This is a genomic window from Fructilactobacillus sp. X3R5C2, assembly GCF_059901175.1.
The window spans coordinates 227,054-239,278 of record NZ_JBWXVC010000001.1 but is presented as its reverse complement, the minus strand read 5'-3'; the positions used below and the strand labels follow the sequence as shown (position 1 = coordinate 239,278).

The 12,225-nt window shown below is 39.8% G+C and carries 12 protein-coding genes; 11 read left to right on the top strand and 1 reads right to left on the bottom strand.

What is annotated here, in order from left to right:
• Nucleotides 1–18: 18 nt before the first annotated feature.
• The gene (locus AC6UD4_RS01195) at nt 19–216 is read left to right on the top strand and encodes an LBP_cg2779 family protein (RefSeq protein ID WP_500693476.1); all 198 of its coding nucleotides are present in this window, start codon (nt 19–21) and stop codon (nt 214–216) included.
• Nucleotides 217–248: 32 nt separating this feature from the next.
• Here AC6UD4_RS01195 and AC6UD4_RS01190 read toward each other — a convergent pair whose 3' ends face one another.
• Nucleotides 249–1,406 (bottom strand): hypothetical protein, encoded by a 1,158-nt coding sequence (locus AC6UD4_RS01190; protein ID WP_500693475.1) that lies wholly within the window; start codon nt 1,404–1,406, stop codon nt 249–251.
• Between the two features lie 165 nt (nt 1,407–1,571).
• Here AC6UD4_RS01190 and AC6UD4_RS01185 point away from each other — a divergent pair, with 165 nt between their 5' ends.
• From AC6UD4_RS01185 to AC6UD4_RS01140, 10 genes are all read left to right on the top strand, one after another.
• Nucleotides 1,572–1,916, top strand: a complete 345-nt coding sequence (locus AC6UD4_RS01185; RefSeq protein ID WP_500693474.1) for a hypothetical protein — start codon at nt 1,572–1,574, stop codon at nt 1,914–1,916.
• 47 nt (nt 1,917–1,963) lie between these two features.
• Nucleotides 1,964–4,342 carry a helicase C-terminal domain-containing protein gene (locus AC6UD4_RS01180; protein WP_500693608.1) on the top strand — a complete coding sequence of 793 codons (2,379 nt, stop codon included), beginning with the start codon at nt 1,964–1,966 and terminating at the stop codon, nt 4,340–4,342.
• Complete coding sequence (locus AC6UD4_RS01175; RefSeq protein WP_500693473.1) at nt 4,329–4,826, top strand: GNAT family N-acetyltransferase; 498 nt, start codon at nt 4,329–4,331, stop codon at nt 4,824–4,826. Before AC6UD4_RS01180 ends, AC6UD4_RS01175 begins: the two co-directional genes overlap by 14 nt.
• An 84-nt stretch (nt 4,827–4,910) precedes the next feature.
• Entirely contained in the window at nt 4,911–5,435 is a 525-nt protein-coding gene (locus AC6UD4_RS01170) for a Fur family transcriptional regulator (protein WP_500693472.1), read from the top strand.
• Between the two features lie 158 nt (nt 5,436–5,593).
• Nucleotides 5,594–6,283 carry a VIT1/CCC1 transporter family protein gene (locus AC6UD4_RS01165; protein WP_500693471.1) on the top strand — a complete coding sequence of 230 codons (690 nt, stop codon included), beginning with the start codon at nt 5,594–5,596 and terminating at the stop codon, nt 6,281–6,283.
• Nucleotides 6,284–6,294: 11 nt separating this feature from the next.
• A complete protein-coding gene (locus tag AC6UD4_RS01160; RefSeq protein ID WP_500693470.1) occupies nt 6,295–6,999 on the top strand; it encodes a VIT1/CCC1 transporter family protein in 705 nt (234 codons plus the stop codon).
• Nucleotides 7,000–7,204: 205 nt separating this feature from the next.
• On the top strand, nt 7,205–8,413 hold the full coding sequence (locus AC6UD4_RS01155) for a quaternary amine ABC transporter ATP-binding protein (protein ID WP_500693469.1): 1,209 nt from the start codon (nt 7,205–7,207) through the stop codon (nt 8,411–8,413).
• Nucleotides 8,413–9,294, top strand: coding sequence for an ABC transporter permease (locus AC6UD4_RS01150; RefSeq protein ID WP_500693468.1), 882 nt, complete (start codon nt 8,413–8,415; stop codon nt 9,292–9,294). Before AC6UD4_RS01155 ends, AC6UD4_RS01150 begins: the two co-directional genes overlap by 1 nt.
• Entirely contained in the window at nt 9,294–10,202 is a 909-nt protein-coding gene (locus AC6UD4_RS01145) for a glycine betaine ABC transporter substrate-binding protein (RefSeq protein ID WP_500693467.1), read from the top strand. The genes AC6UD4_RS01150 and AC6UD4_RS01145 overlap by 1 nt, the downstream gene beginning before the upstream one ends.
• A 91-nt stretch (nt 10,203–10,293) precedes the next feature.
• Nucleotides 10,294–12,222 carry a M13 family metallopeptidase gene (locus AC6UD4_RS01140; RefSeq protein ID WP_500693466.1) on the top strand — a complete coding sequence of 643 codons (1,929 nt, stop codon included), beginning with the start codon at nt 10,294–10,296 and terminating at the stop codon, nt 12,220–12,222.
• Nucleotides 12,223–12,225 lie beyond the last annotated feature (3 nt).

The following is a 12,225-nucleotide window of genomic DNA, read 5'->3' as shown; positions in this document are numbered from 1 at the left end:
AGTAGAGGAGGAAGCAAAATGAAAATTGGAGAAGAATTTAGTCAGGTAGCAACCGATCTAATTAAATTCCAAGAAAAACATGACATCCCTGACAACCAAATGGCCGTTGACCTACACATGACGGTGGAGAGATTTCATGCCATCAAGAGTATGCAAATTCAGCCTACTCAGGATGAAGTAAAAATAATTAAGCAGTTTATTGTTCATAACAAATAAAAACGATGACTTTTATAAGAGCCATCGTTTTTTTATCCGATTTGTTGCTCAATTAGATATGAGTCAAGGTAACCAAAAGCAATCTCGTCAATATCTCCAAGATTAATGAGTTGATTATTCACAACGAATAATTTCGCTTTGTCAACGATTTGAACGGTTATCTGACCCCGCTCGTACTTCACGGGAAATCCGAGGTAAGATTGGCCGTCATTCATTTTTATTCTAACCACCCGTTGAAATTTGATGGCCATTTGAATCGTGGCTTCAAATAGATTAATCGTCGAATCAAAACTTCGATCATTATTTAACACGGGTTGAACGAAGACCCCGTTAGCCGAGTTGATGGACACGAAGTGATTAATTAGCCGCAAATAATCACTTTTAATCACTAATTTATCAATCTCATCAATCTTAATGAGTTCATATCCACCAAATCGTCCCATCATATCAACCAACGAAAACATAACGGAATCAGAATTAACCGCTTTCACCTGACCAATGAAAAACAAATCAGAATGAATCTTCGGTATCATCACAATTCTTCTCCCTGTTTCCATGGCCGAGTACAAGTTGGCTTCAATGGCTAATTGTCCGTCGATGACTTTCGGGGCAATGTGTTTGGCAAATAAAACTGACTTAGAATCCGTTAATAACTTTAACTCGGTTCCAAGAAACTCAACCGAACGAACCAACGGTTTAATGATGGTCTTATGGGTCACATTTTCGTTGTCGAATTTATCAACAACGGAAAGTGAAAATTCAAAGTCCGACAGTGAATTAATGAACCCTTCAACGGAATTGCCGTCTTGAGTTACCACCATCACCGCTTGTTGGTCAACAAAAGAATTGCCCAAAATCTGAGTCAACAGATCATTTTTGGAATTAAGCTTCATTACTTCCTGCTTAGTTCCGTTCAGTTTTAATTGACGAGACATACGGATACGTCCCTCCATCTTGGTGAGGTCCTCACTTTGAAAGTCAATATCATCGATATCTCCGTAAACAACATAGACCAGTCCGTTAGCAAGCCCGTAATCATCGTACGTGATCAAAATTGCACCGGCAGCATCAAGGGCAACGACCACGCCGGTATAGAAGACCGTTGTATTTTGCTGGGTCAAATTTACCAATAAATTGTTATTCATCGAATACTTCAAGTCCTTAACAACTTGATTAACTGAATTATCCAAACAATCACCCGCTTCTCTAATAACATCAGTTTAATCTTATCACATGTATGGATTCGACCAAGTTTAGTGCGCTTATCATAACATAAATTTTGCGTTCTTTTTAAGCTTTCACTTTCTATTTTCATTTATTGGGCGAATGCTTTAAACTAATAGTGAGGTGAAAATATGTCGAAGAAGAAAATAGAACGTAAACAACGCCAAAACATCATCATTGATATGAATGATTTTATCATAAAATATGCCGCTACAATGTTAGGTGAAAACAAAACTAATCTAGCTCAGCAAGTCTATGAAGCCGGTAAAAACGACGTCAAAGGATTAGATAAATTATTTAACGATGCTGGCTACGGACGAAGAGAACAATACGAAGACATTGCTGAAGGATATGTTTGTAATTTCTATCACGTAATGCCAGATCAAACAAAAACTGAGGTTGATCGGTTAACCAAAGAGGCAATGAATTACTTAGGGTCTCATGCAAACGAGTTCAATCGTTGGCGTGAAGAATAAAACAACTTCGTTTGAAGTTGTTTTTTTATTGAAAAAAGGAGGTGGACATAGTGAACAAAGTTGGAGTCAGAGATCTCGTTGAATTTTTACTTCGAAGCGGAGATCTAAATAGTAGTCTTAGTAGTCTGAACACGGCTCAAGCTGGCACTAAAATCCACCGGAAAATTCAAAAAAATCGTCCTAGTAATTATGAAAAGGAGTACTACCTAGAAAAAGAAGTCCAGGTTAATCAGACTGATTTTCTGGTTCATGGTCGTGCCGATGGTGTCATCATGAGTGATAAATCAGCCACAATCGAAGAAATCAAAACCTCTGACATTGAGTTTAACGATATTCCAGAAAACAAAATGATTCTTTACTGGGGACAAGTAAAGGCATATGCCTACTTGCTGATGACAAAAAATCCCTCCATTAAGTCGGTCACCATGCGACTGACGTACGTCCAGACCCCTGAAGAAGAAATTACACAAAAGGAACGTTCCATTACATACGAAGATTCCAAACGTTTCTTTGACAACTTAATTCACGAATTTGGGGAATGGCTTGAACTTAAAGACCAGTTAAATGAAGAAAAAAGAATCACCGCCAAAAAAGTTCAATTTCCCTTCCAAACGTATCGAAAGGGTCAACATGAACTGGCAGCTGCGGTATATAAAACCGTCGCTTCTAACCGCCACCTGTTTGCAGAAGCTCCAACTGGAACCGGTAAAACCATTTCAACCCTCTTTCCCACCATCAAAGCCATGGGAAACGACCTCATCTCAAAAGTGTTTTACTTAACGGCCAAACAAAGTACTCGACGAGTTGCTGAAGACGCCATTAATCTCATGAGTAATCACGGATTACGACTTCGAAGCATTACCCTTACCGCTAAGGACAAGATTACGTTTGATGATGAACGTGACAAATCACCAGAGGATAATCCCTATATGCTTGGCTACTATGATCGCTTAAAGCCAGCCCTAAAAGACATTTTAAAAAATAATAACCAGATCACGCGTGACGTGGTGGAAAAGTACGCTAAAAAATACACACTTGATCCCTTTGAATTCTCGCTTGATATCAGCCTTTTTTGTGACGTTATCATCGGTGACTACAATTACTTATTTGATCCCCAGGTCCATCTTCAACGCTTCTTTGAAGTGCAAGATTATCAGAATTTTTACCTGATTGATGAGGCCCATAACCTAGTCGATCGTTCCCGTGACATGTACTCAACCGAACTATCATCTGAACCATTAGAAAAAGTTATCAAGCTTCTATCAAAGAACAAGGAACAAAACGCAAAGGTCTTAACCAAGTTACGATCACTCAAACGTCAATTTAACGCAATTGCCAAACCATTAAAGGAAGATCATCAATTCGAAGTCGCACTCGATGATCCACTGGATAAATTTACAAAAGCAGTCACTAACGTAGTCAAGGTCCTCCGGAAATGGATCGCAAAACAAGACGACGGTGATGACCTGGACTTGGTGCTTGATTTTTTCTTTCAGTGTACGGGATACCTCAAAATCAACGAGTACTATGGTCCAAATTACAAAACGAGAATCCTCATCAATGGTAAGAATACGACTGTTCGTCTCTTCTGTATGGATCCAAGTCACAATCTAGCCGAGACCCTTAACCTTGGTGGCGGAGCAGTGTTGTTTTCGGCCACCCTTTCACCGATGAACTACTATGCCAAGGTTCTCGGTAACAAAGAAAATAGTTTGAAGTATCAACTGCCCTCCCCATTTCCAAAAGCAAACCAGAATATCATCATCACTTCTTACATCAATACTACATTTCAAAAACGTGACCAAAGCATCTCTAAGATTGTTGATACCATCAACAAAATGATCAGCGGGAAAGCCGGCAACTACCTGATCTTTGTTCCATCAGGAGTGTACCTAGAAAAAATCTACGATGAATTTAACAGACAACACCCCACGGTTAAAACAATCAAACAAGAAGCTGGCATGAATGAAGCAGCGCGTTCCAGCTTTATCAATCAATTCAATCAACCAAACGACCATCCTGTTGTCGGATTTGCCCTTCTTGGTGGCATCTTTTCGGAGGGAATTGACCTGGTCGGTGATAAATTAATTGGAGTTGGGATTGTCGGGGTTGGACTTCCGGGACTTAACCCAGAAACCAACCTGATTCGGGACTACTTTGATGCAGAAAATGGTCACGGATTTGAATATGCTTATCAACTACCGGGCTTAAACAACGTTTTTCAGGCTGCCGGACGTCTCATCCGTGGTAAACATGATCAGGGAATCGTTGTATTAATGGATCAAAGATTTACCCAGAAAAGGTACACAAACCTTTATCCTCAACAATGGAAAAATTATCAGATTGCTCACAACCCTCATGAACTCGAGCATGACATCAAACAATTTTGGAATAATATAAAGGAGAAAAACCATGACGAAACTTGAAAGTTACCACCCAATTTTTACCGCTTACCTTGAAATGGATTGGCTGACTACCATGAATCTTGGCGAAATAACCTCACTCTTAAATGGTCGCACAATTGCCAATGTTCGCCTGGATGGTGAGTATAACCCCACTAGAACAGCTGATCTAGTTAATCTTGACATGCGTAAAATCATGAAATCTCAGGCTCTGATTTGGGGCGTGTTGGACAAAAAAACTCACACTCTACTCGGAATCTTTGCCATTAGTAATTTAGAAAATAACCAACCCCAATTTAATTTTATCTTTGAGGTCGGAATTGCTCCGGATCTAATTTCCGAATTATTAAATCACATGATCAAGTTTACTTTTCAAGAATTAAAACAGCCAAATATCTCTATTCTATTAAATAATAATCAGCATAATCTTATAGGTATAATAAAAAGATTAGGTTTCTCTCAAGTAGGCCGATCCCCGAAATCCGCTAGATTTCAATTATTTCAGTGATTTCAGTTGAATTGTGTTCCATAAGCTACTAGAATGATTATTGAAATAAAAGAGTAACATTATAATGTATGGGAGTGCATATTTATGAATGAAAAAGAGAAGAAAGAAGCGTATGGGAAAGCCATGGACATTCTTAAAAGTAACAATGTCCGAATTACCCCGCAACGACAAATTATTTTAAAGTACCTTATCGATCACAATAACCATCCTTCAGTTGAGACCATCTTCCATTTTTTGGAAGAAACCTTTCCCAACCTAAGTATGGCAACTGTTTACAATAACTTACGTTTATTTAAAAAGCTTAGAATCGTGATTGAATTGCCAAATCCAGATGGTGGATATCGCTATGACTTTTACAGTCATCCCCATTTTCACGCCATTTGTGATACCTGTGGAAAAATTATTGATATTGATGATCCAAAGTTCAAACAAATTGATAAAGACTTACAGGACGCAACCAAACAGGTTGGATTTGATCCATCAGTTTCAAACGTTGAAGTTCATGGAATTTGTAAAGAATGTCAAGCAAAGGAAAGGGACCAACAGAGTCAAAACAAGAGCAACAACCAAAAAGTTGTTGAAATGTCCAAAACTTCATCAAAGGACTAATTAAAAAACTAATTTTATTTCAAAAATCGATCACCATGACATTTGTTCATGGTGCTTTTTTTATGCCTAATTTCTCTTTCGTGTTTACTATGTCAAGTTATTGCGGTAAAATAGTAGTTGAGCTAGATTATAATCATTATAAACTGGAGGAGTCAGTTATGTCAAAAATGAAAACATCGCTTGCCCAGAAAATCAACGTTTTGCGGGCTAGTGTTATGGGTGCCAATGATGGGATCCTATCGGTTGCTGGAATTGTCCTCGGGGTCGCTGGTGCATCAACTAGTAATTGGGCAATTCTAATTTCAGGTTTAGCGGGAATGCTTGCCGGAACGGTATCCATGACGATGGGAGAATACGTCTCGGTTAACACCCAGAAAGATTCACAACGTCAGGCAATTGATCTTGTTAAACAAGGCCTTAAAAATCATTATGATGACGAGTTTAACTACGTTAAAAATAAGTACCTTAAAACCGGAATGGCAAACGCCCTGGCTGAAAGAGCAACTTCCGAAATGATGCAAAAGGATCCCCTCACTACCGCGGTTCGTGAAAAATATTCATTTGATCGAAATGATTTCACTAATCCTTATGCCGCTGCCATCGCATCAATGATCTCGTTTCCAACTGGATCAATTCTTCCCCTGGTAACTATTTTCGTTGCACCAGCGCAATATCGCGTGCTTGGGACCTACATTGCCATCGTCTTGGCACTTTCAATCACCGGATACGTTGCTGCCATTCTTGGAAACGCTAACCGGACTAAGTCACTGATACGAAACGTCATTTCGGGGTTAGTAACCATGACCGTTGCCTACCTTGTTGGTCGTTTAGTCGGATTAGCATTTTAGGAGGTAAGCAGATGCGTCTTCATTTAAAGAAACAACTAAAAGATAATAACGACAATACCATGGATGAGAAATTGAACAATCTCCGTGCCGGCGTTCTTGGATCAAATGATGGAATTCTCACTGTCGTTGGAGTCCTTTTTTCAGTTGCTGTAGCTACTACGAATCCCCTCACTATTTTCATTGCCGGACTATCGGATCTGCTTGCCTGTGCCTTTTCAATGGCAGGAGGAGAATATGCTTCAGTAAGTTCCCAACGTGACACTGAGGAAGCGGCCGTTAAAACCGAAAGCAAGCTTTTAAAAACCAATTTCGATGATGAAATGGCAAGTGTCGTTCAATTTTACATGAGCCGTGGGGTTAGTAAAGAAACGGCAACTAAAATTGCAAAGGATTTATTATCAAAAAAACCGCTTGAAACGGTAGTGAGCGTCAAATATGACCTTCAGTTAGGGAAATATCTAAGTCCGTGGAGTGCCGCTTTCTCGTCGCTGTGTTCTGCTGCACTTGGTGGAATTCTCCCACTACTTGCCATGACGCTGCTTCCCGTCGGACTTCAGTGGCCTGGAACTATCATCGCTGTCATCATTGCTGTAGCTATCACCGGATTCTTAAGTGCCGAACTTGGGAATGGTCTGGTGAAGATTGCGGTAATTAGAAACGTCATCGTGGGAATCATTACCATGATCATTCACTATGGGATCGGACAATTCTTCTAACACATTTCTCATCTTTTAACATTAATTTTAAAATAAAATTACATTACGAGAACCTACATCAGAGTAAGGACATAGAACCCGTAAAAACCGGTGTGCCGCGCTTTATAAATGGTAGAAAAGTTGACATATACGGTTGTACTTGTTAAGTTGGTTAATGTAGATATTTTTACTTTAATTGTCAGTGTTAATCGAAAGGAGGAGTTCTGTGGCTCAAAATAATAATGAAAAAATCAAAGTTGATCACATCACTAAAATCTTTGGTCCTCATATTAAAAAAGCACAAGAACTTTTATCTAAGGGAGAAGATAAGGCTCAAATTCTTGAAGAAACTGGTAGTACAGTTGGAGTTGATAATGCTAACTTCTCAATTAAAAACAACGAAATTTTCGTTATCATGGGACTATCTGGTTCGGGTAAGTCAACCATGTTAAGAATGTTTAATCGCTTGATTGACCCTACTTCTGGATCCATCTACTTAGATGGAGAAGACATCATGAAGTTTGATAAGAAACAATTACTTAACCTTCGTCGTAAAAAAATGAGTATGGTATTTCAAGGTTTTGGCTTACTTCCTAACCGTACCATCCTTGAAAATGCTGCTTTTGGACTTGAAGTTCAAGACGTTGACAAAGAAGAACGTGAAAAAAAGGCCCACGAATCACTAGAGATGGTGGGTCTTCACGGATACGACGATAGTTATCCAACTGAACTATCTGGTGGAATGCAACAACGAGTTGGTTTAGCACGTGCCATCACTAATGATCCTGATATTCTCTTGATGGACGAAGCTTTCTCAGCTCTTGACCCATTGAATCGGCGGGAAATGCAGAATGAATTATTGGAACTACAACGGAAGTTGCATAAAACCATTATCTTTATCAGTCATGACCTAAATGAAGCACTAAGAGTTGGTGATCGGATCATGATGATGCACGATGGCGACGTCATTCAAGTTGATACACCAGAAGACTTACTTGATCATCCTAAAAATGATTACGTTAAGAAATTCATCGAAAACGTTGATCGTTCTAAGATTCTTACCGCATACAACGTCATGGTTAAGCCAAATACCGTTAATATCGAAAAAGACGGTCCTAAGTTAGCCCTTCGTCGGATGAAGGAAGACCAAATCTCAAGTATCTTTGTTGTTGATTCACAAGACCACTTCGTTGGAATTGTCGACGCTGATGACGTCAACGAAATGATTGATAAACACGAAAAAGATCTTCACATCGCATTAAAAACAAATATTCCAACTACTGCTCCAAGTACACCAATCGGTGACTTGTTCAATGCCATCTCTAAATCACCAATCCCATACGCGGTGGTTGATGACGAAAAACATCTGAAGGGTATTATTTTGAGAAGTGCCGTTCTTGATGCCATGGCTACGAAGAAAGGAGGAGATAACTAATGAATAGTTTGTTATCTATCGCTAGCATTGGTGCAATTCCCATTGCCAAGTGGGTCAATGACTTTTTTGCTTGGTTAACTGGATTTGCTGGTTTCTTTAATGCAATTACGCTTTTCTTAAATACCGTTATGAACGGAATCCAATGGGTTTTTGACATTATCCCAATTTGGTTGTTTATTGTCATTATCCTACTTGGAACATGGTTCTTATTTCGCAAAACAAAGCACTGGGGCTTCATGCTCTTTGAACTTCTTGGCTTCCTTTTAATCTGGAACCAAGGATACTGGCGTGACATGACTCAAACTTTGGACTTGGTTCTGACAACCTGTCTTTTAATCGTCATCATTGGAGTTCCACTTGGAACCTGGATGGCTAAAAGTAAAATTGTAGAAACCATTGTGAGTCCAATCATGTCATTTCTTCAAACCATGCCAGCCTTTGTTTACTTGATCCCTGCCGTTGCTTTATTCGGAATCGGTCAAGTTCCTGGTGTATTTGCTTCCGTAATCTTCTCAATTCCACCAATCGTCAACATGACCAACCTTGGAATTAGACAAGTCCCAAGTGAATATCTTGAAGTATCGGAATCATTTGGTTGTACCGCATGGCAAAAACTCTTCAAAGTTCAGTTCCCACTAGCAAAACCAACCGTTATGTCAGGGATTAACCAGGGAATCATGCTTGCCCTCTCAATGGTAGTTATTGCTTCAATGATCGGTACAATGGGGCTTGGAGAAGCCGTTTACTTTGCAGTTGGTAGAAATGATGTTGGTACTGGTTTTGCAGCGGGTATCGCAATCGTTATTCTTGCCATTGTTCTTGATAAAATCAGTAAAGGCCTTGGTGGTGCCAATAAAGCTGATGCAAGAGCAAATAAATAATGAATAAAAAATTTACAAAATGGATTCTAGGAATCACTTCCGCGTTACTTTTAGCGGTAACTCTAACCGCATGTAGTGTAAATCCACCAAAGTACAATCCCAACGCTAAAGTTGGACCACAAGTTAACTACACAATAACCGGAATTGATTCCGGAGCCGGAATCATGTCATCAACCACCAAGGCGTTAAACACCTATGGACTTAAGAAAGAAAAATGGCAACTTCAGGCTAGTTCTACTGCTGCCATGCTTTCATCTCTTGATAAAGCGCTCAAGTACAAACAACCAATCGTAATTACTGGTTGGACCCCGCACTGGATGTTTCAAAAGTATCCTATCAAGTTCTTAAAAGATCCAAAGAACGCCTATGGTAAGGGTGAACACATTCAAACTATCATCCACAAGGGATTTGAAAAGAAAAATCCTGGGGCAACAAAACTTCTCAGACAATTCCACTGGAACGACGAATTAATGAGTGAAGTCATGTTTAAGATTGATAAGGGTGAAAATGCTGAAAAAGCATCAAAAGAATTCATCAATAAACACCCCGAACTAGTTAAACAGTGGCTTAACGGTGTTCCTGAGGGACACGGTCAACCCGTTAAACTGGTCCTCGTTTCCTGGGACTCTGAATTGTCATCATCCAACGTGGTTGCTCAACTGCTACGGATGAAGGGTTATAAACCAACCCTTTCAGCAATGGAAGCTCAACCAATGTGGACGGCCCTTTCAACTGGATCGGCCGATGCTTCAACTGCTGGTTGGTTGCCAACAACGATGGCACCGATGTACAAGAAGTACAAAAACAACGTTGAAATCGTTGGTACCAGTATTGACAAGGCTAAAGTTGGCTTAGCTGTTCCGAAGTACATGAAGAACGTTAACTCAATTGAAGACCTAAAAAAATAAATAATCGAAAAAAATGAGTCTCATGAACAACATTCATGAGACTTTTTTGATACCATTTAATTATGAGAAAAAATTCGAAAGGACAATGACTATGACTAACAAAGAATTTCCAATTGATAAGTCGGAACTAAAAACCGACTTCTATGACGCCATTAATGGAGCATGGATTAAACAAGCAACCATCCCGTCTGATCACTCGTCAACCGGTGGTTTCATGGATCTAGTTGATGATATCGACAAGACCTTAATGAAGGATTCAGCCGACCTATCAAGTGGAAAGTTACCTGCTAAAACCCCTGAACTCGAGGAATACAAAAAGTTCTATAACATGACTAATAACTTCAAAAAGCGTGATGAAGATGGTGTTAAGCCTTTAAAGCCAGTCCTTGACCGAATCAGTAATCTGGAAAATTACAATGATTTAAACGATCAGCTCCCCGATTGGATCCTTTCTGGACTCCCAACCCCATTTTCATTGGGACTTGATCCTGACATGAAGAATGCGAAAGTGAACGCCCTCTTTGCGAGTGGACCTTCCCTTTTTATGCCAGATAAAACTTACTACGAAAAAGATAATGAAGCGGCCAAAACCTTAATGCCAATCTTCATTAAAATGACCACCAAGTTATTTGAAATGGCTGGATATAGTGAGAACGACAGTCAAAAGATCGTTGAAAATGCGGTTGAATTTGATCGCTTAATCGCCCCAAACGTCAAGTCAGCTGAAGAAGCTGCTGACTACAGTAAAATGTACAACCCAGAAAGTACCGACGAATTAGCTCGGTCAACCAATGCCTTGAACCTAAAGGAAACCATTAACCAATTAGTGGGTACCCTTCCTGAAAAGATCATCGTCACCGAACCCCAATTCTTTAGTAATCTTTCCGAACTTTTAACTTCATCTCACTTCCAGCTTATGAAGGACTGGATGCTTGTGAAGACACTTAATGGGTACAGTGGCGCTCTCTCAGACGAATTCCGGGTAGTTGGTGGGACCTATAGTAGATCGCTCTCAGGCAAGAAGGAAGCCACTAATAAAAAGAAGGCCGCCTACTACCTTGCATCAGGAACTTTTGATCAAGTGGTTGGTGACTACTACGGTAAAAAATACTTTGGTGAAAAAGCCAAAGCTGACGTTCATCAAATGGTTGATAGTATGATCGACGTATATAAAAACCGACTTTCAAACAACCAATGGTTAAGCGACGACACTAAGAAGATGGCAACTAAAAAGCTTTCTACCCTTGGAGTTCAAGTCGGATATCCTGATGAATTAGATCCGCTTTACAAGAAATTTCACGTTACCGAGGAAAAAGATGGTGGCACGGTTTTAAGTAACCTACTTAACTTTGAAAAAATTGCCAACCAAGACGAATTCTCAAAGTGGAACAAACCAGTGGAACGAGAACGTTGGGAAATGAGTGCCAACACCGTGAATGCTTACTATCACCCCTTTAAAAACATCATTGTCTTCCCGGCTGCCATCCTACAAGCACCATTTTACAGTTTAGATCAACCCGAAAGCGCTAATTATGGCGGAATCGGAGCGGTTATGGCTCATGAAATTTCACACGCCTTTGACAATAATGGTTCTTTATTCGACCAGTATGGTAACCTGAATAATTGGTGGACCAAGTCCGATCACGAACACTTCTCCAAGTTAGCCCAGAAAATGATTGACGAATTCAACGGCATTCCATTTGCGGGTGGTAAAGTTAACGGTAAATTGACCGTTTCAGAGAATATCGCTGATGCGGGTGGTCTTAGCTGTGCTGAAGAAGCCGCTAAAAATGGTGATAATACTGACTTATACCAGTTCTTTACCAACTGGGGTCGGATTTGGCGGATGAAAGCCACCCCAGAATACCAGAATCTATTACTATCAATTGACGTGCATGCACCTGCCCCACTTCGGGCATCTGTTCAAGTTAAGAATCTTGATGACTTTTACACAACTTTTGACGTAACCGCCAAAGATCAGATGTACTTAAAACCTGATAAACGAGTTCAAATCTGGTAGGAT

Excerpts from the sequence above, each read along its gene's own strand:
- AC6UD4_RS01165 (WP_500693471.1), top strand. The coding sequence starts at position 5,594 with ATGTCAAAAATGAAAACATCGCTTGCCCAGAAAATCAACGTTTTGCGG.
- AC6UD4_RS01145 (WP_500693467.1), top strand. The coding sequence starts at position 9,294 with ATGAATAAAAAATTTACAAAATGGATTCTAGGAATCACTTCCGCGTTA.
- AC6UD4_RS01170 (WP_500693472.1), top strand. The coding sequence starts at position 4,911 with ATGAATGAAAAAGAGAAGAAAGAAGCGTATGGGAAAGCCATGGACATT.
- AC6UD4_RS01175 (WP_500693473.1), top strand. The coding sequence starts at position 4,329 with ATGACGAAACTTGAAAGTTACCACCCAATTTTTACCGCTTACCTTGAA.
- AC6UD4_RS01160 (WP_500693470.1), top strand. The coding sequence starts at position 6,295 with ATGCGTCTTCATTTAAAGAAACAACTAAAAGATAATAACGACAATACC.
- AC6UD4_RS01185 (WP_500693474.1), top strand. The coding sequence starts at position 1,572 with ATGTCGAAGAAGAAAATAGAACGTAAACAACGCCAAAACATCATCATT.
- AC6UD4_RS01140 (WP_500693466.1), top strand. The coding sequence starts at position 10,294 with ATGACTAACAAAGAATTTCCAATTGATAAGTCGGAACTAAAAACCGAC.
- AC6UD4_RS01150 (WP_500693468.1), top strand. The coding sequence starts at position 8,413 with ATGAATAGTTTGTTATCTATCGCTAGCATTGGTGCAATTCCCATTGCC.
- AC6UD4_RS01195 (WP_500693476.1), top strand. The coding sequence starts at position 19 with ATGAAAATTGGAGAAGAATTTAGTCAGGTAGCAACCGATCTAATTAAA.